Annotated in this window: 25 protein-coding genes; 5 read left to right on the top strand and 20 right to left on the bottom strand. The window is 47.7% G+C overall.

From position 1 onward, the window contains the following. Window positions 1–93 precede the first annotated feature (93 nt). Entirely contained in the window at window positions 94–1,059 is a 966-nt protein-coding gene (locus tag K0504_RS13490; protein WP_220104690.1) for an IS5 family transposase, read from the top strand. Window positions 1,060–1,222: 163 nt separating this feature from the next. Here the strand turns inward: K0504_RS13490 and K0504_RS13485 are convergent, their stop codons facing one another. From K0504_RS13485 to K0504_RS13415, 15 genes are all read right to left on the bottom strand, one after another. After that, a complete protein-coding gene (locus tag K0504_RS13485) occupies window positions 1,223–2,776 on the bottom strand; it encodes a methyl-accepting chemotaxis protein (protein WP_220104689.1) in 1,554 nt (517 codons plus the stop codon). A 264-nt stretch (window positions 2,777–3,040) separates the two neighbouring features. After that, complete coding sequence (locus tag K0504_RS13480; protein WP_220104688.1) at window positions 3,041–3,748, bottom strand: hypothetical protein; 708 nt, start codon at window positions 3,746–3,748, stop codon at window positions 3,041–3,043. 88 nt (window positions 3,749–3,836) lie between these two features. After that, window positions 3,837–4,910, bottom strand: coding sequence for a DUF7146 domain-containing protein (locus K0504_RS13475; RefSeq protein WP_220104687.1), 1,074 nt, complete (start codon window positions 4,908–4,910; stop codon window positions 3,837–3,839). Between the two features lie 90 nt (window positions 4,911–5,000). Continuing rightward, window positions 5,001–5,342: a plasmid-related protein gene (locus tag K0504_RS13470; protein ID WP_220104686.1), complete on the bottom strand. Its 342-nt coding sequence runs from the start codon at window positions 5,340–5,342 to the stop codon at window positions 5,001–5,003. Beyond that, window positions 5,342–5,839: a RadC family protein gene (gene radC / locus K0504_RS13465; RefSeq protein ID WP_000791199.1), complete on the bottom strand. Its 498-nt coding sequence runs from the start codon at window positions 5,837–5,839 to the stop codon at window positions 5,342–5,344. Before radC ends, K0504_RS13470 begins: the two co-directional genes overlap by 1 nt. An 81-nt stretch (window positions 5,840–5,920) precedes the next feature. After that, a complete protein-coding gene (locus tag K0504_RS13460) occupies window positions 5,921–7,576 on the bottom strand; it encodes a VWA domain-containing protein (protein WP_032482361.1) in 1,656 nt (551 codons plus the stop codon). A gap of 69 nt (window positions 7,577–7,645) precedes the next feature. Further along, window positions 7,646–8,086, bottom strand: coding sequence for a hypothetical protein (locus K0504_RS13455; RefSeq protein ID WP_001192020.1), 441 nt, complete (start codon window positions 8,084–8,086; stop codon window positions 7,646–7,648). 61 nt (window positions 8,087–8,147) lie between these two features. Then, on the bottom strand, window positions 8,148–9,101 hold the full coding sequence (locus K0504_RS13450) for a DUF3150 domain-containing protein (RefSeq protein ID WP_220104685.1): 954 nt from the start codon (window positions 9,099–9,101) through the stop codon (window positions 8,148–8,150). Window positions 9,102–9,199: 98 nt separating this feature from the next. Further along, window positions 9,200–9,964 carry a hypothetical protein gene (locus K0504_RS13445; RefSeq protein WP_449867079.1) on the bottom strand — a complete coding sequence of 255 codons (765 nt, stop codon included), beginning with the start codon at window positions 9,962–9,964 and terminating at the stop codon, window positions 9,200–9,202. A 2-nt stretch (window positions 9,965–9,966) separates the two neighbouring features. Then, entirely contained in the window at window positions 9,967–10,926 is a 960-nt protein-coding gene (locus tag K0504_RS13440) for an AAA family ATPase (RefSeq protein ID WP_067206276.1), read from the bottom strand. A gap of 209 nt (window positions 10,927–11,135) precedes the next feature. Then, a complete protein-coding gene (locus K0504_RS13435) occupies window positions 11,136–12,152 on the bottom strand; it encodes a YqaJ viral recombinase family nuclease (RefSeq protein ID WP_024015926.1) in 1,017 nt (338 codons plus the stop codon). A gap of 60 nt (window positions 12,153–12,212) precedes the next feature. Beyond that, window positions 12,213–12,356, bottom strand: coding sequence for a hypothetical protein (locus K0504_RS13430; RefSeq protein ID WP_015066581.1), 144 nt, complete (start codon window positions 12,354–12,356; stop codon window positions 12,213–12,215). Window positions 12,357–12,438: 82 nt separating this feature from the next. Next, the gene (gene bet, locus K0504_RS13425; protein ID WP_000414662.1) at window positions 12,439–13,257 is read right to left on the bottom strand and encodes a phage recombination protein Bet; all 819 of its coding nucleotides are present in this window, start codon (window positions 13,255–13,257) and stop codon (window positions 12,439–12,441) included. Between the two features lie 79 nt (window positions 13,258–13,336). Then, entirely contained in the window at window positions 13,337–13,756 is a 420-nt protein-coding gene (locus tag K0504_RS13420) for a single-stranded DNA-binding protein (RefSeq protein WP_012368368.1), read from the bottom strand. A 15-nt stretch (window positions 13,757–13,771) separates the two neighbouring features. Further along, window positions 13,772–14,098, bottom strand: coding sequence for a plasmid-related protein (locus tag K0504_RS13415; RefSeq protein ID WP_220104683.1), 327 nt, complete (start codon window positions 14,096–14,098; stop codon window positions 13,772–13,774). A gap of 367 nt (window positions 14,099–14,465) precedes the next feature. Between K0504_RS13415 and K0504_RS13410 the strand changes: the two genes are divergently transcribed. The 3 genes from K0504_RS13410 (at window position 14,466) to K0504_RS13400 (ending at window position 16,914) form a co-directional block, all read left to right on the top strand. After that, a complete protein-coding gene (locus K0504_RS13410; RefSeq protein WP_220104682.1) occupies window positions 14,466–15,077 on the top strand; it encodes a hypothetical protein in 612 nt (203 codons plus the stop codon). A 212-nt stretch (window positions 15,078–15,289) separates the two neighbouring features. Further along, window positions 15,290–15,604, top strand: a complete 315-nt coding sequence (locus tag K0504_RS13405; protein ID WP_220104681.1) for a helix-turn-helix transcriptional regulator — start codon at window positions 15,290–15,292, stop codon at window positions 15,602–15,604. Next, window positions 15,598–16,914 carry a type II toxin-antitoxin system HipA family toxin gene (locus K0504_RS13400; protein WP_220104680.1) on the top strand — a complete coding sequence of 439 codons (1,317 nt, stop codon included), beginning with the start codon at window positions 15,598–15,600 and terminating at the stop codon, window positions 16,912–16,914. The genes K0504_RS13405 and K0504_RS13400 overlap by 7 nt, the downstream gene beginning before the upstream one ends. Window positions 16,915–17,022: 108 nt before the next feature. On the opposite strand, the gene traN is transcribed toward K0504_RS13400, so the two are convergent. Genes traN through K0504_RS13375 form a run of 5 tightly spaced genes read right to left on the bottom strand, consistent with a single transcriptional unit; the run spans window position 17,023 to window position 23,708 of the window. Beyond that, entirely contained in the window at window positions 17,023–20,715 is a 3,693-nt protein-coding gene (gene traN / locus K0504_RS13395; protein ID WP_220104679.1) for a conjugal transfer protein TraN, read from the bottom strand. A gap of 2 nt (window positions 20,716–20,717) precedes the next feature. Continuing rightward, a complete protein-coding gene (locus K0504_RS13390) occupies window positions 20,718–21,746 on the bottom strand; it encodes a TraU family protein (RefSeq protein WP_140077946.1) in 1,029 nt (342 codons plus the stop codon). Then, a complete protein-coding gene (locus K0504_RS13385; protein ID WP_140077956.1) occupies window positions 21,730–22,854 on the bottom strand; it encodes a TrbC family F-type conjugative pilus assembly protein in 1,125 nt (374 codons plus the stop codon). The genes K0504_RS13390 and K0504_RS13385 overlap by 17 nt, the downstream gene beginning before the upstream one ends. 10 nt (window positions 22,855–22,864) lie before the next feature. Further along, window positions 22,865–23,377 carry a S26 family signal peptidase gene (locus tag K0504_RS13380; protein ID WP_180801381.1) on the bottom strand — a complete coding sequence of 171 codons (513 nt, stop codon included), beginning with the start codon at window positions 23,375–23,377 and terminating at the stop codon, window positions 22,865–22,867. After that, window positions 23,361–23,708 carry a hypothetical protein gene (locus K0504_RS13375; RefSeq protein WP_008305502.1) on the bottom strand — a complete coding sequence of 116 codons (348 nt, stop codon included), beginning with the start codon at window positions 23,706–23,708 and terminating at the stop codon, window positions 23,361–23,363. The genes K0504_RS13380 and K0504_RS13375 overlap by 17 nt, the downstream gene beginning before the upstream one ends. A gap of 129 nt (window positions 23,709–23,837) precedes the next feature. Here K0504_RS13375 and K0504_RS13370 point away from each other — a divergent pair, with 129 nt between their 5' ends. After that, on the top strand, window positions 23,838–24,941 hold the full coding sequence (locus tag K0504_RS13370) for an RNA-guided endonuclease InsQ/TnpB family protein (protein WP_032479266.1): 1,104 nt from the start codon (window positions 23,838–23,840) through the stop codon (window positions 24,939–24,941). Window positions 24,942–24,955: the final 14 nt, after the last annotated feature.

Below are 24,955 nucleotides of genomic sequence, written 5' to 3'. Positions count from 1 at the left end.
ATAATCTTTTGTTTATGTAAGGGAGCCTGCGATTAAGTCCCCACTCATGAGACAATACCACAATCATCTCCTTGGGAAGGAAATCCGGTAGCCATGGCACATCAACTTACCTTCGCTGATAGTGAATTTCAGAAAAAGCGCCGTAAAACTCGTAAAGAGATCTTCCTTGAGCGGATGGAGTTGATCATCCCCTGGGGGCGGCTGGAGGCCGTAATAGAACCCTATTACCCTAAGGCGGGCAATGGCCGCCGGCCCTATCCGCTGGCTACGATGCTGCGAATTCATCTACTTCAGCAGTGGTATAACCTGAGTGATCCGGCTGCAGAAGATGCACTCTACGAGGTCGCTAGCATGCGGCTGTTTGCCCGCCTGTCGCTGGACAAGCCGATCCCGGACCACACCACCATCATGAACTTCCGGCACCTACTGGAGCGCCACCAACTGGGCCGGGAGATTTTCGAAGAGATCAATCTGTGGCTAGAGGATGCCGGTGTGCTGCTGCGCGAAGGGACACTGATGGACGCGACCATTATTGATGCGCCAAGCTCTATCAAAAACAGCACCGGCGAGCGTGACCCCGAAATGCACCAGACCCGCAAAGGCAACCAATGGTACTTTGGCATGAAGGCCCATATTGGGGTGGACTCAATGTCAGGGCTGGTACACAGTTTTGAAACCACAGCGGCCAATGTTCATGATGTAACTCAGGCTGTACACCTGCTGCACGGTGAAGAGAAATATGTCTATGCCGACTCGGGCTATCGGGGTGTAGAGTCACGCACTGGCCGATGGGGTAAGGGCATCGACTGGAAAATTGCGCTGATGCCATCGAAAGTAAAAACGCTGCGCAAGCCCCCCCGAATCAACAAGCATGAGCTGGAAATGGAATACTACAAATCCAGCCTGCGAGCACCGGTCGAGCATGCGTTTGGGGTGATCAAATGTCAGTTTGGTTTCAGGAAAACCCGCTATCGCGGCTTGAAGAAAAACGACAACAAGCTCTCGGTCCTGTTTGCCTTGGCTAACGTAGTCCGGGTCTGTCGTCGGGTACGCTTTTAAGGGGTAGCTCCGTCTGGAGACTGGAAAACGGTCTCCAGACGGAGGAAAAAGGGCTCAAAAGGGCCGGTTATAACCGGAAAGTGGTCGTTAAGCCGTTGTCAGGTGGGGCGGTCATGAAATTGGAGCTTGTTCGCAGGCTCCTAAGGCTTCTGCATTTGAGAGGCTAACGCTTAAACCGCACTACAAGCTCATGAAGCTCATCAGCTATTTCATTCAAATAAATAATGGTTTCAGAAAGTTGCATCGAACTGTCATTACTCAAATCGGCAAGGGCGGAAATGTTAACAATTTGACGATTAATATCCTCAGCAACATGAGCTTGCTCTTCTACTGCCGCAGCCATCTGAGTAGACATGGAGGCGATTTGGCCAATCGATTCTGAAATGCCGCTTAACATTCTGCCACTTTCAATAACATTAGAAAGCCCCTCTTCGGCATCAATAGCCCCTGCATCAGCGACTTTTACGGCATCACCTGCTCGATTAATTAACTCGTTAACTATACAGTAGATTTCTTTTGTAGATTCTTGAGTGCGTCTAGCGAGATTTCTGACTTCATCAGCAACTACCGCAAAGCCACGCCCTTGCTCGCCCGCTCGTGCGGCTTCAATAGCAGCATTAAGCGCAAGTAAATTGGTTTGCTCGGTAATCTGTTCAATGATTTGCGCAGCACTAGCAATTCGGGAGGTTTGTTCTGAAACGCCTTGAACTGAGTTACCAATTTGATCTACGGTCATTTTTAGCTTTTGAATGGAGCTGCGAGTAATATTTGCAATCTCATTGCCTTTTAATGCGAGGTGATTAGCAGTATCAGCTTGCGTAGCAGTATCACTGACATGCTTGGAGACTTCAGCAATGGTCGTCGACATTTGGTTCATTGCGGTAGCAACTTGCATCGTTTCAGACTGCTGACTTTCAATATCTTTTCTTGTTTTCGCCGTGAGCTCCGCGCCTTTCTCAGATTCTTTAGCAACGACTAGTGCAGCACTTTCAATTCGAGTAATCACGGTGCCCAAATGTGCTAGCTGACTTAGAATCGCGACTTTAAGCTTGCCTAAATCACCCGATTCATCAGTATAGCTTTGTACAGCAAGTTCATCCGAAAATGCATGGTTAAGCATCTCATTCAACGCATTTAGGGTTTTCTTTCTATTAAACGAGACCCAAAAAGCAAAAATGATGACAGAGATAAGTAATGCCGCCTCTGAGAGCTCTCTGAAACCAAAGCCAAATAAACCAGCACAAATTGCTATCGATAAGACTAAGAAAACATTTTCAAGTGATATAGGTAAAGCAGCGCGTTTGGTTTTACCTACATTGATATTACGATAAAGTCTAGCTGCCCGCTCCACGTCTTGCCTTGAGGGGCAAGAGCGAACTGATTCATAGCCAATTATTTTACCGTTCTGTGTTACAGGCGTAACATAAGCATCTACCCAGTAGAAATCGCCATTCTTACATCGATTCTTGACAAGGCCCATCCAAGGCTTCCCAGCCTTTAGGTAATGCCACATTTTTTTATACGCTTCTGGTGGCATATCAGGATGCCTTACCATATTGTGAGGCTGCCCGATTAGTTCATGTTTTTCAAAACCGCTCACTTCAACAAAGGCATCATTGCACTCAATAATGATGCCTTGAGTATCGGTCACTGAAATTAACTTTGTATTGCTTCCAAAAGTTTTCTCTCTATCAGTAACAGGAAGGTTTTTACGCATGAATATTCCTTATTGCAGAGTATTGAAATACTAACATTAGTTGTAGAAGACATACAGTTAGAGATCAAGTTTTTGCTGCCTCCAAAGCTTCGTACACACCCCCCCAAATAGGTCTTCATCAAGATGGTTACGCGAGTATTGTCGAGTACACTTTGCTAAAGCAATGACCGCTTTGAACTGCAAAGCAGCCGTTTCTGTATGCACCTGGAAATGTCCGCAATTGGCACATAAGTAATATTCATAAAGTGCGAATACTACATTAGTTCACTTTACTGCAAAAACCGTTACCAACGTCTTCATTGAGTCACCCGGAATCATAACAAAGTGCATTTTGCTACCAAGATGCTGCCAGAACTCTGCTTCCTGTGCATATTTTTTGGCTTTTTGGATGGTGACCCTTTCAGGCAACTGGGCTTTAGTTAGCGCAGAACATAGCAACTTTGAGCACAAAGCCTTCCAAGGATGCTTGGGCACTCCATTAGAAAGCCGTTCCACAAACCGTTCCAGTGCATGACGAGTCACCACGACAGGTCCAATGTTCGGAACGTTGATTACCTCATCGATTTCTCTCACTGTAGCATTATCGACGCTGTATTCTTCGAAGGAATGTGAGAGCCAATCGTCCCGCTTTTCTACCGAGATCTGTGCTTCCTGGTAACGAGTGAGCAAGAACCTAGTCAGGCTGTAAAGTGAATGCTGAGTTGAGCGTTGTTTCTGTAACTTTTTGATGGCTCCTTTACTGACCCGGATTTGAAGGCCATTACCGCTTCGGTTACTCCCCATCACCTCTTTCACTGACAGTAGGTGATGAATCGCATAGAGCTCAGCTGCAATTGGCTTTTGCTGCTCAGGTAGCTTGTCGTATTGCTCACCTAAATCGACCTTTAGTTCACCACCTCTTCGAAGGCCGGTCTTCCAGTAAACCGTAAACTCACCACCAATCTGCTTTATTAACAGGGTTAATACCATCATGTTTGTTCTCCTATTGGTTATCTATTTTTCATTCTCCATGTTTTTTCAAATATGCAAGGCGCAAAAAAAGGGGCCGAAGCCCCTTGGATCAGATATGAACTTTCGGAAAGCCCATGGCACCGTAAACATTCAGCACATCATTCCAATCCCAACTTTTCACGCCAAGTGACGTTGGTATCGGAGGGATCAGAACTTGTGTCAGAATGCCTTTTTGCCAGGCTTTTTTCTTGAGTTCATTCGCTGCATTCAGGCCGGTCTCAGAGAGATCGTGATCTGCCCAGATGTACAGCATTTTCACATTACTTGGTGGTTCAAACCTAGCCAGTAGCGTTGCATTCACAACCGACCAACATGTCTGTCCCGTAGCTCTGGTAACCGCTAAAGCTGTTTCGATGCCTTCAGAAACACCTAATACCTCACCAGGCTCACCTATCGGAATGGCACCACCAGTGATTGTTCTGTCACTTGGTATCGGCATCATCTTTTTAGGCTTTTCAACCGGCGCTTTGAATCCATCTTCACTTAGGTAGATCCGATGAAACGTGGCCGAACGCCCTTGCTGAGTAACGATTTTACCTAGCAGCGCTGGGTAGCTATCGATAAACAGACCATCTTCATCATGGTAAGGCAAGTTTGGATGAAACCTCAGCACCGAATCCCATTCAGGACGAAGCCGGGTAACAATGCCACGACGATGCAAGTAGTTCCAAACTGGTTGCGCACGAGTATCCGCAAGGGATAACGTTTCTCCCCAGGTTTGATTCAAGCGATGGATAATCGCTTTGTCCTCGTCCTGCTTTCTAGCCTTCCAATCAACAGCGTTACTCGGTATTGCCCGAGAAGGTGCTTGTATTTGTCCGGGTTGAATACCTAGAACTTGGCCAATTGCTTCAACAGACTGGGCAAAGTTCCATCCATTAATCCAAGACAACAGTTCAAAGCCATCATGAAAGATACCGCAGGTGTTACAAACGCCACCTCCGGTATATTCAGCATCTTTGAATAGCCTAAAGCCATCACGACCGCCATGAACAGGACAAGCCACATGACGTCCTTTTCGAGCAATAGCGGCATCAAGTTCTGGCACCAATGCCGCCAAGACTTGAAGCCATTGGCCATTGAGATATGGCCTTACTGTGTCAATTTGTAAAGGTAACGCCATATAACCTCCTTAAGTAAAATGCCGACTCCTACCACATGAGGTAAAAGTCAGCTTAGGTCCTGCATTAGCCGTTCGGTTAATGCAGGAGCGTTAGTCAAGCCGGATACCATGTCGTCTTAATAGCCACATGATGGAATCACGAAGCACATCAGGATCGACAACCGCAGCCATTGCGCAAACACGAAAGCAAAATGGCGCTAATTCGTCATTTTGAATCCACGACAACACATCCTTGCGCAACCGAGTACTGACACGACCGTCCAGCAACACACGGATCGCATCCAATAGAATGCCTTCGCGTAACTGCCAGATTTCCGTGTCAGACCAAGTGACTGGGGCATCATCAAACTCAAATAGAAATTCGAGCTGTGATGATGTGTGTTGATGGGACTGCTTTTGTGATGTAGGAGAATGGGCAATGCGCCCATTCATTAAAGATAACCGCGTTCGGCAAGCGAAACGCAGCCCTCGGATGCGACCACAACATGGTCAAGCGTTCGAATATCAACAAGTGACAAGGCGTCACGGAGTCGATGAGTGATGCGTTTATCAGCTTCACTAGGTTCAGGATCACCCGATGGATGGTTATGAACCAGTATCACTGCTGCCGCATTAAGCTCTAGCGCACGCTTTGTTACTTCCCTTGGATACACGCTCGCCGCATCTAAAGTGCCTTTGAACAGCTCTTCAAATCGAATAACGCGATGCTTTGTATCAAGAAACAGCACTCCAAAGACTTCGTGCTCATACTCGTGCATCAGTGTTTGCAGGTATGAGAACGCCGACGATGGCTGTTCAATTTTGCGACCTTTACTCAATCGACCACGAGCAAGCTTGAGCGCCATATCTAATATATCGGCTTCGGTCACCTGCTCAGGAACGATGTAAGTACCGGCTTCTTCGCCAGCTAAGAATTTTTTGTTTTTCATAGGAGTCTCCAAAAAAACGGAGACGAACCCATGCCCAGACGGGGACGGAATCGTCCCCGCAGGGTGGTAAAATGGATGTGGTTACTGAATTAACAGTTGTTGTGTTACTTCGAATAACTCACGCTTTAGATCTTTGACGTCGTTAATCACGATGCTTTGTGGAAAGAATCTCTCAACACTGCGTGTTTGAATCCCTATTCCCAGCAGCTCAAAGCCACTTCGTCTGCACCGGTCAACAATGTCATGCGTAGCAGCCCAATCATCTGGGTCACCATCCGTTAGCACTATCATTAGCTTTCGCTTCTGTTTTTGTGCTAACAAACTGTTTGCAGCAAACCACATCGCTTGTGCCATAGGCGTACAACCTCGTGGTTTTTGGTCAAAACAGGCGGCCCGATGTCGAACCGATTGCTTGGGCAATAACGCGATAGAAACTTCCTGATGAATACCAGGAAAATAACTGACCGCAGGTACAACACCCGGTATGCCTTCCAGTGCCATGGCCAAAGCCAAAGCAGCTTCATTGGCAACATGAAAGTACTTTCGATTACCTTCGCCAATGGGTTTACCCATTGAACCCGATATATCGACCAGCAAGTGCACAGCAGCATTAGGCGCAATGCGAGGTTGCCTTTGAATAAACAATCTCGACTCACCTGCTTGTGAAGCGGCAAGACGATGGGTTGCAACTCGAAGACCGTGCCTTTTGACATGATTCCGATTGTCCTGACTGGACTGAACCATGCCCCTAAGTCGGGCTCGAATTTGAGCAGACTCCGACGCCGATAAGGTCAAAATAGCCTCATCACCCAACATTGCCTGCTCTGCTTGGGGCAAACTGAGTGGAGTGACGCCCTGATGTCCTTCAGCTTGTTCCGACAACACTTCTGCCACTTGTGCAAAGGTATCGGGTTCAAACTGAGCGGCACTGGCCTCTAAGGCTTGTCGCAAGTTGTCAGCTTGATCAGAGTTATCAGAATCACCCGTTTCAGCAGCATCCCCTGTTGCAGACGAACCTGTTTCCGGGGTTTGACTGTCACTACTGCTATTGCTGTCATTACTCGAATCTTGTCCAATGTCATTACCGCTATCAGCATCCGACTCATCCTGTGGTGGACGAGATTCTTCTTCCAACATGGCAACGATGGCATCGACAAGTTTCAGCACTTCACCTGTAGACCCTAAGCTAGGCACTGCTGTCAGCATGGCGCTTAACCGGCTCATCGCTGCGGCAGGAAAGAGTTGTCTCACTCTTTCATCAACTGCTTGATACAAAGGCGTCAGCGCTTTCTGGCCCAGAAAATGGCATCTCAAGCGGAACAACAACCAGGCTTGCAAGTTAGATGCAGGCTCAAGCTGTTCAGGTACACACATTTGCTGAGTGTCTACCATGTACTCAATCACTTGCGAAATACTGCGCCGGGTTCCGGGGTAATCCTTTGCCAATTCGTTTTCAATGCGAACGTCCTCAATGATATTGAGAAGTGCCTTACGGATCGGTTTGGACGACGCCTTCTGCACCATGTCAAAATTGGTATGCCGAATATGCGCCGCTTCATGAGCCAGATAACCCCAAGCTATCTGTTGATAGTGTGGGTCGTCTGGGTTTGCTGTTGGGATCACAATCCGCTCACCATCGGTAAACGCATCTTGTCCTTGAATAAGCACCTTCACACCAAACTTTTCGCCATAAGCGGCGGCAACGATTGGCAGTGCATTTTTTAATGGATGATTCATGGGAGTCTCCTAATCATTAGGGGGAATACTCCCTCAGCGGGAGCGTTTCCCCGCTGGGAATATGGATGTTTAAACCTGTGCTTTTAGCTTATCCAGGTCGTATTTTTGACCTAACCAAGCCACCAATTGAGCTGGACTCTCGTGCTGCTCAAATGACGTTTTAAGCTGGTCTAAACTCAGGATGTCATCCAATGTCAGACCGTACTGATCTTGTAACTGAGTAGACACCTCGTGTTGATATTGCAGCCAGGCCCGCTCAAAAGCGGTTTGCTGCAATGCCATGTTTGGAACAAATACCATGGCCGTTACCCAAGCTCCTTGTTCGTCCGCATCTGCGATCAAAACAGGATTCTTGGGGATCACGACACTATGTGTTGAGTACGACCGTTGTACTAACGTTCGACAACACGCCACTTCTGGTATCGATTCACTTTCAACCGCATCAGTCACACCACGAAAATGTGCTTCAAACTGGTTCAGTTGGCTGGGGTTATGGATGGTTGATTGCATAATTTCCTCTTACATAGTTCAGAGGACATGCGCCCTTCAGGGCAACATGCCCTCAAGGACGTTAGAAATAAAATGAGTTTGGTACAGTCGCACCAAGGTTTGGTCTGACGGTTGGTTGGGGTATTGCACGTAAGTTATCTGCCTGAGCAGATACTGGCTGTGCGGGTTTAGGTTCAGGTTTGGGCATCAGTTGTCTGATATCCAATTGACCTTCACCGTGCATTCTCATCTTGTCTGGATCAGACAAAATTAAAATGGTCGCCATCAGTTCGTGATAGAGATTGTCTGTCACAGGGCCGGTCTTCGGCAGACGAACAAATAAATTGTCCATCGCTTCAACCATCGGCTGAACTCGATGATCCAGGAAGGACAAACCATCCAACTTGTCTCTTAATCGCTTGAGCGGATTAAGGGCTCGCTGACTGATTTGATTCTTGCCTGCAACGGAACGCTCAAACAGTTCATTGGCATCACGAGCCACCTCCCTAAAGAGGGTGTGTCCCATACCATTGACCTTGTCATCTAAGCCTCCAGCTTGTTCAGCCGGTTGCATTCGATAGATGGCATAATCGAACTGAAGCCGTTGTTCCACGTCTTCGATGGGTGACAGCGCACGCCGGATTGCATCTGCAAATTCCGGGTGTTTCGCAACCCAGTCAAACGTCACCTGATCATAGTTGTCCAAGAACAACTGCTTACACTGCGCAAACTCCTGACCGATCCGGTCAAGCTCTGGAACAATCTGATCAATTCGGTCTTCAGGGACGGCATAGCCACCTAAAAACCGCACACCGACTTGCTCACACAAGCGCTGCGCTTCTTTTTTAAGCCGTTCAAAGTTCGCCAATGCCTCTGGGTCGCAAATTTTTTTACTCCCTAAGCTGGCAACATCCTTCGGTGGAAGTTGGCTGCCATTGGCTAATCTGAAATCTTCAGGCCTTAGTTTTTTTCTACCGCTCCAGATGGAACAGTCGATGTGACAAATCAAAAGTTTGTCGAGGGTTTGAATACTCATAGTGCATCCTCATGCGAGATGGGGACGCACCACTCCAAACAGGAGCAATGGCCCCCGTTTGGGTGGTAGTAGTTGACGCGCTAATGGCAATACCACTATCAGAAATAGTAATTTTGCGAATCAGGCGACGATTGGTTGAGATCGATTTTCGCAGGCATTAAGTCCAGTGCTTCAGCAATCGGGCGAACCCGCTCTAAATCACTGCCTAGCAACCGCAATACATCTTTTTCCAACTTCAGTTGGTCGGATACTTCTATCCCTTCAGGACTCGCTACTGTGAGCGAACACAATGGTGGTAATTGACGCTTAAAGGCCAGTAACAGCAACAATGGCCACGGGCCATCATCAGTGTTAACAATGCCAGCGCCTTCACCTGACACCATGCTGATTTGATTGGTACTAGGTAATCCGCTTTTGCAAAACCCTAATGACCATTTTCCAATCCTGACCTGGTTATCATCAATAACAGCCAAGCCATAGGCTTCAAGCAGCTTTGCCATATCGAACAACGCTTTTTGAGCCAGCGAGATTTGGCCATTGACGTCCTTGCGAGTACGAAACTCCCAACTGACGTTATTGGCGCACGCGACGCTATCTAGCGCATTTGAGAGTTCAAATGGCCGCCCTTGATGATCAATGCCGACGTGTCCAACAAATCGATAACCCTTGTTGATTTTCTCATTGATTCGTCGGTCTGCTTCAGCGTTAGGATCAGTCGAGTCAATCAATCGCTGCTGCGACATTTGACCAGCTTTTCCAAACCGAACTTCAATCTCCTGGGTGTCTGATCCAACGTAAATGGCCCATTCTTTGGCTGTCCCATCAGAATGACTGTAACGGTAAAGAGCAAAGCACTTTTCCATCATCAATCCTCCCAGTGGTCACCGAAGACATCAGCGGCAATACGGTGAATAGCTTCACGTTGCTCCAACTCAGCACGAGCCGTCAAAGACCGAACCAGTGCATACTCCACTGCGTTAGGAGCACCTTTGAAAGCAAGTGTTAACTTTGCCCAGCGCACCAAGGTCCGAGTGGACATGGTGATACTAAGCTCAGCACCGCCATCCGCGCCCCCAATAAAGAGACGACGAATGTCACCAGCCACTTTCACCATTTTCTGGCGAAAGACTTCTGGCAAGCCCGGCGCAACGTTCTCCAGAATGGCTTCCTCTACAGAAGGCTCTGCATAGGTCGCTTCGATGATTCTAAAGCGATCAAGAAAAGCCAAATTCTGTTGGAGCACACCTTGATACAAGCCCGTTTGGTCACCGCTGCCCGCACTGTTGCCGGTAGCGATAAAACGAAACTTGGCATGTGGCATGATGATCTCACCGCCATTTTGTGCGATGACCAACGGGGCACCTTCCAAAATGTCATTGAGCCCAGCCAGTTCAGCAGGCTCAGCAAGATCCATTTCATTAATGATCAGCAAATGGCCATGCTTGACAGCCAGTGCCAGCGGCCCATACACAAAGGTCATGTTGCCATTAACCAGTGTGTGGTGACCGATAAGATCGGACAACTCCAATCGACCGTGCGCAGTAATTTGCTGAACAGGCCAATTCAATCGAGAAGCAACTTGGCAAATTAGCGAGGTCTTACCGCATCCCGTGGGGCCTGTAATATACAAACCGTCACCGTCTGGGTGAGACAAGAACGCCAATACGTCACGTAAGTCTTCTTTTCTAAAAACATACTCGTCCTTGCGAACGGGAATGTTTGGATGGGTAGTGTCGGCACCATATCCTTCCAGAACGAAAGCATCAGGAGCCGGGACATTAAACGCTTGATTCACTTGAACCAAAAATGGGGATTGTTCTGTCATGGTAAACCTCATTAGTTTTAACGAGGCCCCATGCCCCAACAGGGAATGAAGTCCCCGTCGGGTGGTGTGTTGATTGTGGTATGGCTGTGTATGTAAGAGTTCAGCTCGCTCTATCATTCGTACCCAGCATTGGCTACGAGTGAAACTGCTTTCTGATGCACTCGATGTAAGCGCATGAGAAAGGAGCCGAAATCGGCTCCAAGTGAACGTTAAAAGTAAAATGAGCTCGGCGAGTCACCTGGCAGAACCAAGTTATCTTGCTCAAGACTGATTTTGATTGGTGTTTCAACGGGCTGCTCTGGCTTATTGGTGCTAATGCGCAACCGCTCTTGTGGCGCTTTTCGGTAAGCGGCTAAAACCTGTTCATCCAGCTCGCCTAACTTATCGGTGGCCAATTGCTTATAGTCCACCGTGCCCGCCATCATGTAGCGGCTGAGTTTGACCCCAGCATAGTCGGCATGAGCGTAGTTACCCATCATGGCGACCAATTTTGACTGGGCGTCTCGCATTTCCTCTTTCAAAGATTTAATGTGATTTTCCAGTCGGACCACTTCGGCATGTGCTGAGCAATACTGTCGAGACAGCGATGTCCAACGGTATTGGGCTTCACCCTTGGGAACAAAACAATCTTGCTCAGGGCATTTTGACGGCTCTTTTTTGGTCTGTACTAACTCCCAAAACTGAAGCGCTGTTTCTTGCAACTCAGTTAAGAACGCCGCGTCTCGCTGTATTTCAAACTCAATCAGTTGATCCTCAAAATAGAAAACCAACCAACCTCGCGTGCTATTGGCGACCAGTATTTGATGCTGTACTTGCACCCAATACAACTGGTACGCCTCGCTTTGTTCTCGGTGAGCTTGCACATCCTCAAAAACTGACTGGCAAGGACATTTCAGTTCAACGGGTTCGCCCGCATCGTTGATGCCATCAAAGCTGGCTCGAAAGATTGCGTTATGATCGGCTTCTGCACATGACGGCAGAAGAAAGTCATTATGCGCATTCTCAAATGCTCGCCTTGCTTGAGGCTCCAACCTTATACCACGAAGCACATTTGGATTATTCGACAGGTCTTCCGGTAATACGAATCCGGTTTTTTCTGCCCATAATCGCCAAGGTGTTTTGTAGGGTGAACGCCCCATAATAATTGGGGCTTCAGATGCCGTAACCCCTGCAATGCGCCACTGGTGCCATGCAGGAGTACGTTGTGATAGGTCGATAACCTTCATATTGCCTCCTTTGAAGGGAGACTCCCCTGAAGGAGAGAACTCCCCTTCAGGGTTAAGTGGTTACTTTGCAGCTTGTGCTAACGCTGTTTGGTGCTGAACAACACTTGCTTGAACCGAATCAATTGCCGCTTTACCGGCTTGAATCGAACCTAAGACAAGGGCAACAACCAATACCAAGCGAAAAAGTGAGGCTGATTTAGTCATGGAAGATCTCCAAAAAAAAGACGAGACCTTCCCCCTGACGGGAGAATAATCCCGCCAGGGTTAGTAAAATGAATGCGTGGCGCTAAGAAGCTAAAGGCTGTGTGAGCGCTTTGGCTGCTTGTTGCTGAGCATTAAAGATTTCTTGCTTCGCAAACGTCAGCTCAACACCTTGAAAATGTTCATTGGCATATTCCAATGCACTATTCCAAGCGTTTGAAGCTTCCGCCCGCTCGATAAGCTTGTAAACAAGCCCTCGGGTTCGATCATCAACTTGCTCGGGTGGAATCACAGATGGCTCAACAACGTGTGTTGCTTGGCCTTCGATAATTCGCTCCGCTTCGTCTTGATCGAAAATTCCCACAAAGCCAAACGCAATGCGGGAACACTGGATCATGGATTTATGTCTTAGCATTCGCTTAGTGTGCGTCTGCCATGGACCATCTACACGGTAAGGGCCATTTTTGCCATTACCTTCAAAAGGCGGTCGATAGACTTCATCCAGATACTCAGTGATTTTGACTGGGTGCGAACGGTCGCGCCGATAGATGATGCATTCCATCCATTCAGGGCATTCTTTCGCGCCATCCAGTGAGACTTTGTTTTCTGAAGTCTTGAACTCCATGCCATCAAACTGGTCGTGTTGATTGATGATGCGAGACCATCCATCGACACCTACCACTGGGATAATCCCAGCTTGTTTATCAGGGAACGCAAAAATCTCTTTGGTGAAAGGGTTCAAACCGTACTGATCTGCAACCACCAAGAGCGCCATCATCTGCTCATTGGTCGGTGCACTACCGTCACGTTGCTTGAATGCTGTTGCTTTTAGGGTATCGAACAACTTGTTTGGATCGACACTAAAGCGCTCAGCAAAGCGTTGGATTAGCTTTGGTTTTTCCATTATGGACTCCGACAATCAAAGTGGGAGTCTGCCCCTGACGGGAAAGTACTCCCGGCTGGGTTAAAGCGTTATCGCTCGGTTAAAAATCTGGTTCAGGATAAGTTTGTGCCCAATTAGCTTGGGAGCTCGCATCATCCGCCGGTGATGGCTCAGATGCTTTGTTCACACTATCAAGAAGCAGAAACTCATCCGCGTCCACTTCGGTCAATCGATGCTTAATGCCATCTTTCTCCCATGAGCGCGTGCGCTGAGGCCCTTGAACAAAAAGCTTCGCTCCTTTTTGGATCAAATCTTTTGCTCTTAGCCCTAACTTAAATCCACCACGATCTCGAAAAACGACCCGATGCCATTCCGTATGCTCTTTGAGCTCATTGGATTGACGGTCGCGCCATTTCTCAGAAGTGGCCAGTGAAATGCTGGTCACTAAATCACCTGATGGATAGGCTCGCGTCTCTGGCTCAGAGCCAACGTAGCCTATGAGTGTTACTTGGTTTTTCATGGTGTTCTCCTCGTCTTAGTTGAACTCTGTGCACACAGTCGTTTCTGCCCGGCTGGGCAAAGAAGACTGACGGCGCAGATAGGTTGGTATTTCGAGTAAAGCCATATCGTACTGATGTGGCTCTTTGTAAAACGCAGATGTCAAACGGGGCATACCAGGAGCTTTAGGCACTGCCATTGGACGACGTTTTGGTGTTGGTGTGAGCAAACGCTTGATTTGAGTAAGTACAAATCGAAACGGGCGCACGCTTTGACGAGCAAGTAATCGCAAAAGCGACCAGCTCAGTTTTGCAAGCAACATAATGCCTGCGAGTTGGATAATAAATCCGAAGATATATTCCATTGGTGACTCCTAATGTTGGTTTTGAAGGAGTCACCCCCAACTGGGGAAAACTCCCCCAGTTGGGTGGTGAAAAGGCGAACCGCAAGGAACGCATGGTTGAGCATGTAAAAACATGCAGGCTATTTGTTTAAGGAGGCTAGCTACCTCTTAGTACCACTGAGAAAACTCAGCGGCGGGCTTCCTTTGAGCTCATGCTCTCAGGCGCGGATATCACTGAAACAGATCAGCAATATTTGATAGTCAGTGTAACCGTCTTATCCAGACAGGATAGTTAGAAAGATGCTCAATTCTTCCACCTAGCTGAAAGGCCATTACCGCACAGAGGATTAGGCTAGGGACTGATTATTGTCATATCAGGAGCAAACTTATGGCCCAAGCAAAACCCAATTACTCAAAACCCATCTTTGAACAATCATTCACAATTAACAGCTTACAGGCGCAACGTGTCGTTGACCGTGTTTTTAGACGGACGGTCAGTGCACTTTACGGAATCGATGTCATCCTACGCATCATTGGCGATGAGAACGAAATTGATGAAGTGGAACAGATCATTAGCCAGTTGATCGAGGATTGCGCTAAGGCGGTAGACAGCGAACAAGCTCGTTTGGACAAACTGATGGAGTCCAACGGCATCGATGAAGTACCTGACTACACGGACCCGATTACCTTCAACGCCAAAATAAGCTCGCCTCAGGTTGGCCAGTTTGTCGGCTTAGTTCGCAAACTCGATGCTTTGATGATCTCAATGGACACTCTCTGGTTGTCTAGCGTGCTTAGCAACAAGCAACGTGTTGATGGCAACTACGCATGGCAACAGCGCATCATCAAACTGGCTCGACGCATTATTGATATCGAAATTCGAGCACGAAAATCAGCTCAAGCCAAGGGTAAAGAAGCAGAAGTTGAACAAGCGGTGCCTTCAACCGATGACGATATCACTGAAGAGGAAACAGCTGGTCCCCGCCAACTAGCCAACTAGGCTCCCATCAACCAGCCCCTCTCAAAGGGGCTTCCTATAAATCACATAAAGTCCACATATAGTTACTCTAAAGAGTGAAAACCAACTTAATGTAACCAATTAGGGACGCTAAAATTATAATTTGACAATATCGCATTAAAGTCCTAAATTAAGAACATTAAGTGAGAATGGCTCGCATAGTGTAACCAAAGTAGGGCTTTATAGTGAGAGACATGACAGCTACAGCATTAGCAGAAGAGATCGGCGACAGATTGAAGCAAGCTCGACTCAATCGAGACCTAACACAATCTGAAGTTGCACAGCTTGCTGGCATTGCCCGCAAAACGGTTTTGAATGCAGAAAAGGGAAAAGTTCAGCTCGACATCATGATTGCTATATTAATGGCATTAGACCTCACACAGCAGATTGATCTTTTTCTCCCTAAACAAGAAATTTCTCCCTTACAGCTGGCCAAACTGCAAGGCAAGAAAAGGCAGAGAGCCTCTGGCCAGCGTAGTAACAAAGATGAGGAAGCACCAGAATGGTAATGGAAGTCATTACAATAACATACCAAGACGATGTTGTTGGAGCAGTGAGTTTTGACACTGAAAAGGGACTTGGATCATTTGAATATGATCCAGGATTCATAAAAAAAGGTGTCGAGCTATCCCCAATCAAAATGCCATTATCGAATCGCATTTATAGCTTTCCCGAACTGGATTTCAATACCTTTAAAGGACTACCAGGTTTAATAGCTGACTCCTTACCTGATGATTTTGGTAACGCAGTTCTCAACGCATGGGTTGCAGGTCAAGGTCGCTCTCCGGGTGACATTACACCACTTCAACGCCTCCAATATACGGGAAAGCGAGGCATGGGAGCTCTTGAGTATGCGCCAGCTACAAAGTTACGAAGTTTAAATGCTTCACAACAAGTAGAAATCCAATCGCTAGTTTCTATTGCACAAGAAATCTTAGATTCACGAGGTAATTTTGAAGTAGAACTAAAACAAAATGGCCAAGACGATAGAGAGGCAATGATGTCTTTATTATCAGTTGGCATGAGTGCAGGAGGAGCACGACCGAAAGCCGTGTTAGCATTTAATGAAGATTTTACTCAAGTTCGCTCCGGCCAAGCCAAAGTGCCAAGTGGTTTTACTCATTATTTGATGAAATTTGACGGAGTTAGTGAGCATAACAAAAATCAAGAAACCTTCGGTGACCCATTAGGCTATGGAGCAATGGAGTTTGTTTATCATTTAATGGCTAAAAAATGCGGTGTCGATATGATGCCATGCCGCTTACTCCATGAAGGCAACCGACGCCACTTTATTACACAACGGTTTGATCGAATTAAAAACAGCAAGGTACACGTACAAACGCTTAACGGGCTTGCCCACGTTGATTATAAAAAGCCGGGGGCATTTTCTTACGCAGAGTTATTTGGCATAGCCAGACAGTTGAAGCTTTCTGCTGTTGAAGCTGAGCAGCTATTCAAGCGCATGACGTTCAATATCATTGCTCGAAATCATGACGACCACTCAAAGAACTTTGCCTTTATTCTGAAAAAAGACAAATGGTCTCTCGCACCAGCTTATGATTTAGCTTATAGCTATAAACCTGGCAGTAAATGGGTGAACAGCCATTGGATGAGCTTAAATGGTAAAAGAGATAACTTTAGACGAAGTGATTTCTATAGTTTAGAGAAACTTAGCCCTGTTTTTAACAAGAAAAAGATCGACGATATTATTGATGCAACGATTGAGCACGTATCAACTTGGCGTCAGCTTGCTCAAGAATGGGATGTGCCAAAAACACTGATAGATGAAATACAAGAAAACTTTCGGCTCGATATTTAGTTAGCAGTAAAGTAACTATTCCTGTGAGCAAAAAGGATGGCCTCTTATTTCAGGCCATCCCGAGCCAAACAACAATTTAGCACACACGGATATGGTGAATTATCTGAATCAATTATTCCCCGAAATTTCTTCCGTCGCCTCCTGACGCAGTTTCTTTGCATCCATTCCGTTTAGCCGTTCAATGGCTCTATCTGCGGCACTTTGACGGTTCCCATCAACGTTTAGCGTACTTCCTGAGCCTGTGAGTCTTTCCAGATCCAGTGACGGTACTTCGGGTAGGTTGCCCGTGATCGATAAGATACCTATCCATTCATCCAGATTGACTTGGCTCCAATCTACCTGGTTTAACTGACTCGCGGTCAAACCTTCGCAGTTTGGTGACTTGGCACTTCCCCAACCAAGGCCTAATTGCGGACGCACTTGCTCTTGAATGATCCGTGAAAGCGGCGAAGTAAAGCAGCAATATGATTGCCGTTTCTCAACACAAGCACCTAAGAACTTAGACTTGCAGTAAGAGCCTACGTAGTGGCAACTCTTCAATACCCGCTTGGCGTTCATTTCAAACTCACTCTGCTCACATTTCCAGATAAGCTGAATGAGGATCATGGTGACAGAGTAAATCATGTAGGCCGTCATAACCGTACTCAGAACCGCGCCCGCAGCGCCACCGAGGGCAAAGTTTCCACCCGAAACAACACCATCGGCTCCAACCGCGCCACCAACGTTACTAAACAGTGCCGATTGCGCCCCCGAACCAAAGGTCGTACCTACCCATTCAGCCGTTTTGTTGGTCAACACCTGCATGAAGCCTGTCGCAGCTTGCTCCGCTCCCGCGCCAGCAGCCGTTGATGGTCCAGCTCCCATGAGAGAGTCCCATGCAGACACAAAAGGCTCTTTAACCGCACTCCAAGTACTCGTTATCGGTTCCCTAAGCGTATTCCACGAACCATAGATTGCAGAAGACGGATTCATGGCCATGACTGCCGTATCAAGCTTGTTAACCGCCACAATCATTGTGATGTAATCCGATAACGACACGCCACTTGGCTTTTCACAACAATCTACTATGCCTCCAACGGCTTTTTTGCACTGGCCAGCATTACCTTTAAAGACCGTACACTCAACGTTATCTTGGCCATCAGCTCCCGTACATGACATATCATTAGTCATAAACTGCGCCGCATTAAGCATCGCAGCGGCTTCTGCAAAGTTAGCCTGCTTGATTGACTCTGGCTCTAAACAATCTGTGCCCATACAGCGAACTGGTCCCTCACAGTTGTATTGAGTTTCCATTCGTGCATTTTGCACTTCAACGCTTTGTCCGCAGTCATACACCAAACTTTGGATATAACAGAAGCCTTCATGACCAGCCCCGCCTTCAGTGCATTCGGTTCTGACATACTGGCAGGCCGGATTTTGCTCTAGCGCGGCACACGTATTGGTGGTCGTGTTTTGTCCGTTATTGACGATGGTTTGCGTATTACCATTGGCATCTACCCAGCTATCTGAGCTGCCCATGTTGAACTCTGGATGAGCAGTCGAAGCATTGTAGGTTGCTCTTGCCCTCCAGCATGAGAGTCCCAGTCCATCAGAGCTGCCGCGACTGGTTAAATGAGCAGGAGACGAAACAACCGCCGGATAAAGGCTTCCAAGATTGGACAACTCGCCACTACCAACTGTTAACCCGTCGATTCGTTTTGTGCCCGTATCCAAACACTGCCACTGCACCGCAGTAAACTGATCCGTTTGCATCAAGCATTGGTCTATGCCCGGATCACTTGATTGATGAACAATGTCTTGCTCTAAGTATTTGCCAGAGAAGGTCAATGAAGCGCTCAGTTTCGCAGGAGCCAAACACTTCTGAACTTCTCGGCTGCAAGTATCGAAATCGACTTTGTTCCAGCCAGACTCACATCTGGAACGAGTGACTTCCTGGGGTTCATGCCACGAAATAATCGAACCATTGACGACTTTACACAATGAGCCAACCAAGGTTCCTTTTGGACAGGTCATTTCAGGGTATTTAATGGACGATTTCGTCTCAGTCACCGTCTCCTTATTGCCCGTCAATGAGAGTGTCGTTTTCCAACCATTTGCCTTGGACGGCGACTCGGTGATTTTTATCTCAGTATTTTGATTATCAAAAATCCTCAGTGTCGCGTTTCCAGTTTGCATTGTACTGCTGTGCTGTGGAACAAAGCTGAGCGTTTCAGAGCTAAAGCAACCGCGCTCAATGGACCAGCTTTGTTGATGTGTTTCGGCGGATACACGTCGCTCTAACTGACACTGAGTAAGCGTGCTGATCTTTTCGCACACCTGGTAATCCGGTACATGCTTGGTTTCAGTAAATGGCGTAATCGTCTGAGTAGGCTCACAGGCCTCAAAACTACTTGGCATAAGGTTGGATACCACACACTTTGGATCGCTGGTTTGCAATCCACAGTCATAGGTATCGGTAAAACGAATGCATTCACCTTTATCATTGGTTTCGGCACATTCTGACGACATGAATCCACAGGAAGGATTCGCTTCAAGCACTTGGCAGGCCTGATTTTCAACCCCCTTATAGCTTTCGTCATCCACACTGACTTGTACACGCCGACACAAAGGCGATATGCCAGCCACTGGGCTTGGGGCAAAGTAGGATTCACAAACTGAAACACCATTGACCACCGTACATCCGTTGGTTGAAGACGGCTGATCCGTGCATTGAATGCTGTAGTCTGAAAACTTCGTCGGGATATCCGCTGCTTGTTCGATACAGGACTGTGGTGACCAACTATCATTCATCACCACCTTGGTTGGATCAAAGCGCACCTTGATGCGTGCATAGCCCTCACCACTACCCGTTACCGATACGCGAATTTTCACCGGCACTTCTAAACCTGGTTCTACCGCTTTTAGCTTGGCAGTGAGATCGGTATTTGGATTGCGTTCCCAACTGGTACTAAGCTCGCAGCGACCTGCCGTTTCTGGTGGAAAGTTATTGTTCGGCCCAGACCAGACTTTCTGATCGCCAAGCCACACTTGCATGTAGTCATCCCATTTGGCGTACTCAAGAACGGCTGAGGTAATCGCATCGGGGTTCACGACTTTGAGTGTGATGGCCTGTTCGAACACTTTACAACTGCCACTCCAGTAGTTGTCACCAATTCGTCCTATCCAAACTTCAAGACACCCCTCACCACAAGAGCGAAGGTTCATCGGTCCAGAAACATGCTCAATAATGCCTGCCGTGTAATCGTGAGTAATCGTGCAGCTGTTAACCGCTGTATTGAGCCTGTCACATTGCTGGTAGTTTGGGCCTCCTTCACCTTGAGACTCACAGCCTGGGAAGCTTTGTGTTAATAGATTTGGGTCAGTTTGAACCGCATCGGTTAATGCCCAAAGGGGATCATTGACCATATCTGGCCGAGACCTGTCTTTGATCTGTTGTAGCGAACGAAATGCTTCACCCGTAGCGCCACTTTCGGATGCCATGCTCTCTTGGCGCTGTGTCCCCAATTGATCCATGCTGGCATCAGAGCCATAAACGCCCGTTAAGACATCCAATGAGCCCTGATCCATACCAGGGAAAAGCTCTTGCAAGTTAATGGACTCATTACCACTGCCATTCGGCACCGACATTGTATTGCCATTGAGTGCGGGCATCGTCCAGTTTTGCAGTAATTGCTTACCTTCTTGTTGTCCGCTTAGGCCGGATTGGCGCTGCACATCAGCGGCCACACCATGTAAGGGCAAGCACGCCATAGTGATTGATAAAATACCCGCTAACACTCGGGTAAAAAGTGTTGGTTTCATGGTTAACCTCCCGAGTTACAGCAGTCTTGCCAGCGCCACAAAATGTAGAGTGCATCTTCTCCGGCACCGGGGATCGTTCGCCACTCTCCCCATTTCATGGTGCTTTCACCGATGACATGCGCACTTTCAGTTTCTGGTACAGGGAAGAACATACTCATCTTGTATTGGGATTTCGGCAGCATGGGTTCGATAACAGGTCGGCATAGCGCACTATTTCCCATTGTTCGCCTTGCAAGACCACGCCGGTGTTGAGCTGCGATTGCACGTGCCGCTAAATGGCTGGTGTTTTCTGCTAATGAGCCAAAGGCTAAGGTATGGCCAGATAACGGATAGAGATGGCCCCAACTGCCAGCACACCAAAACAACTGATCGATGGGTTTACCAAGCGTTGATGAGGCTGCGTCAGCGGTACAAGCCGAAATAGCCAATGGATTAGCAACAGCAGCCGCTTCAGGCTGAGTAAAAAAGGCCAGTTCATCGTTCAGCCATGTTGGGTCCAATTCCGACAAATACATCAAGTCAAAGTCCATGTAACCATCGGCATTGCAATTGCCATCCATGAACAAATCGAGCATGACCAAAAGCGGAAAGGCGTAATAATGGTAATGGTAGAAAGCAAGATCACCGGTATCGTATTCACCTTCGCCATGACCACCTTGCAGTCGCCTATCACCTAACGGTAAACGAATCCCTCCCAATGAAGGTGAACAGCCCGGCGATCTGACCAATTCAATCAGGCGAGCTGGCTCCCACATGCTGGTAACAATACCTGGCCTTGGCACGCCTAAGTTGTCTTCACATAAGCAAAATGACTTGTTTGATGCGCCGCTTGGGACATTGCCAGAACCAAGAGGAAGACCGGCAACCCGGATAGGAAAAATGCATGACCAGCAAACATCTGTCAGCAACTTGCCGGACAATAACCCCGCGTCTGGACAGGTCAGTTCGGCTTTTGCAGGAATAGATGCGCCCAGGACAAGCATGACTACAAGAGTCCGCAACAGACGATACGTATTATTGAGCTTTTTCATGAACAAGCTCCTTTGCTGGAATTTCTTCAATTTCAAACGCGAGTCCCTTTGCTTGAACAAACGATGGGGTGGCTTGCAAATCAAAGCGCTGCTTTAGCGAGGCATTGAGAAGATAAACCGGACTATCCAATGTCTTTTCGAGCGCATTGAGGCGATTCCAGCCTTGGGCACGGTCGAGCTGCGTGGTGATAAGCGTAATGCGGCGCAGTGTCCTATCTTGCGTCTCAAGCCAATGCGCTACTGCGTCCACTTCTTCAGCGTTCGACGCATTAAACACCACAAGCTGCTGAGTAAACGGCAATGCTTTGAGCGGGTTAATACGCGTTCCTGCTGGGATCAATGTTCGGCCATTGGCATCCAATAGTGGCCGCTGCATGACGATGGTTGGATCAACCGTTCTTATCCGATACTGCGTGGCTTTGGCTAAGTCAGTAAATGTTTGGCGAGACCAGAAGCGCTCAATGGCTTTTTTCTTTAACTCGCCCAGGTCAAGCGACTGTAAACGCTGCATCGCCACTTGCATCAAATCCGGTTCTAAAATGGAATGAATAGGACCGCGTTGACCCAATGAACCGGTATTGCCTGTTTCAATTTGACGCTGCAACCAGTCCTTGCTGTAAACCCCTAGTGCACTTGCAGTCACCTTGTCATCTTCTATGCGGAAAATGGCAGGCACGCTAGTCACCCGCCAGTGCACAAAGGCTTTCGGATCGATTCGAACCTGAGGAACAGGATCAAGCCCCGTCATCAGCATATGCCAATCACGGATAGCCGCCCCCAAGGTCTTTCCTTCAGGAATTCCCCGAAACAACACAATAGCGCCGGTAGCACTGGCCTCTTTAAATAGCTGCTTCAGTGAGGAATCCCCCAGTGAGGACGACGCAAATATCAACCATTCATCGTTGTGTTTGAGCGACGCAGGTTGTTCAATCGGTGAAAAAGGCTCGATAAATTCAGATGAACCATCCACAGCACTTTGTAAAATGCTGCGGCTCATTTCGACGATCTTTTTGTCCTCGTCAGACAACGGAAAAGGCTCTTGTGCCCAGGACACTTGAACCCAAGCCAATGGAGCAACCAACAAAAATAAGAGGCATAGTCTTCTCATCATCCACCTCCTACCAAAGCGGCCAAGCGCGACCGACAATCTGCTCGCGCTTAACGGCATTCCAATAGCGGGAGTCGAAACTCGTTGCAGCCTCGCCGGAAAACCAATATTCGTTTTCTTGCAGCGTCAATGAGCGGCTAAACTGTGATTCCGCCATACCAAGACGCTGGGCTAATGCCATGCCGGTAGAGACTTCAGCACCGTTCACCAGCACATGCTCAGGCGTCACATTGACTTCATCCCCAGGCATCCCTGTTAGGCGTTTAAGCATCCGAGTACCGTCGTTATATAACGGAGCGAGTCCTTTTGAGTGGAAGGCATACAAACCATCCTTAACGGGCTCTTTATTCCATAGGTCAATCAGATATACCGTGGTATCAGGCAGGCAGCGCTCTTGCTGGGTATCAATACCTATTCGGTAGCGCATCATGGCATAGGTGCCTACCAAGGCCATGATTAACGCAAGAATGGTCAGCCGGATGAGATATGGCCGCCAAGGCATTCTTTTACGGAGTATCTGCATGAGACACCTCCTTTGAGCCTACTGGCACGAAAACAGAATCATCAGCGCCAACCACCGCTTGGGCATCCAGCACGATAAAACCGGCTGCTTTTAACTTTTCAATTTGCTGATTGGTCTGAAGCAACCTGGATTCGATGTCTTGTTCGCTGGCATTAGGACCCAGTGACAACACCGCATCCCCAAAATCCACGACTGCAATGGGCGTACTTAACGCCAACTGGCTGTGGATGGGTTCGAGTGTTTTCATTAAAAGCCAGCTGGTCATTAAACCGCTACCAGCAATAGACAAAGTAATAGAGGCCATAAATGGCCAAAGCGTGGTCTTATTCATCTAAATCCCGCGAGAAACCCCGTCCTTCTAGGGCGAGGAGGGATAGCGGTTGCTCCGAAGGAGCAAAAACTACCCGATTGGTTAATGTTAATATTTACTTTCACAAAAACAACTGTATTCTTGTGAACTATGAAAGAGATCGCTATTAAACAACGCTTTTACCCAACGACTGAACAGGCTCAATTGCTTGCGCAGACTTTCGGCTGTGTGCGTTTCGTTTATAACGCGATCCTTAAATGGCGTACCGACGCTTTCTACAACGAAAGCAAAAAGGTTAACTACAACACGGCAAGCTCTAAGCTGACCGAACTCAAGAAGCAAACTGAGTTTGAATGGCTTAACAGCGTGTCGTGTGTACCGCTCCAACAATCTTTGCGCCATCAACAAACTGCGTTTAAGAACTTCTTTGAAGGAAGGGCGAAGTATCCAGCCTTTAAGAAGAAGCGCAGCAAGCAAAGCGCAGAATTCACGAAGTCGGCGTTTAAGTTCAAAGATGGCAATATCTACATTGCCAAGTCCAAACAGCCGCTTGATATTCGCTGGTCGCGTGAACTTCCTAGCGAACCAACTACCGTCACTATCTCGAAAGACAGTGCAGGCCGCTACTTCGTGTCTATGCTTTGCCGCTTCGAGCCTAAACCACTGCCTGTTACCAAAAAGACAACGGGTATTGATTTGGGTTTGACCGACCTTGTGATTACCGCTGACGGGTTTAAATCTGGCAATCCCCGCCATACTGCAAAGTACGAGAAGAAATTGGCTCAGGCGCAACGCCGCCTTTCCAAGAAGAAGAAAGGAACTGCCAACTTCCACAAAGCCAGAATCAAAGTTGCTCGCATTCAGGCGAAGATTGCCGACTGCCGCCGCGACTTTACCCACAAACTCACCACTACGTTGATAAACGAAAACCAAGTGATTAGCTGTGAGAGTTTGAGCGTTAAAAACATGGTCAAGAATCCGCGACTTGCTAAGGCCATTGGTGACGCCAATTGGGGCGAAATGGTTAGGCAGCTTGAGTACAAAGCAGAATGGCGCGGCAGAACACTTGTCCAGATTGACAAGTGGTATCCGTCTAGTAAGCGTTGTAATTGCTGTGGTCACGTAGTTGATTCTCTACCGTTACATATAAGGCATTGGACTTGTCCAGCGTGTGAAGCGCGCTTAGACCGTGATACCAATGCCGCTATTAATATCAAAGCCGCTGGGCAAGCGGTGTTAGCTTGTGGAGCGTAAGTAAGTCCCGATTG

The sequence above is a fragment of the Neiella holothuriorum genome, assembly GCF_019457915.1.
In the GTDB taxonomy this organism is placed as follows: Bacteria; Pseudomonadota; Gammaproteobacteria; order Enterobacterales; family Neiellaceae; genus Neiella; species Neiella holothuriorum.
The sequence above is the reverse complement of the archived record's forward strand: the minus strand, read 5'-3'. Positions and strand labels throughout refer to the sequence as shown.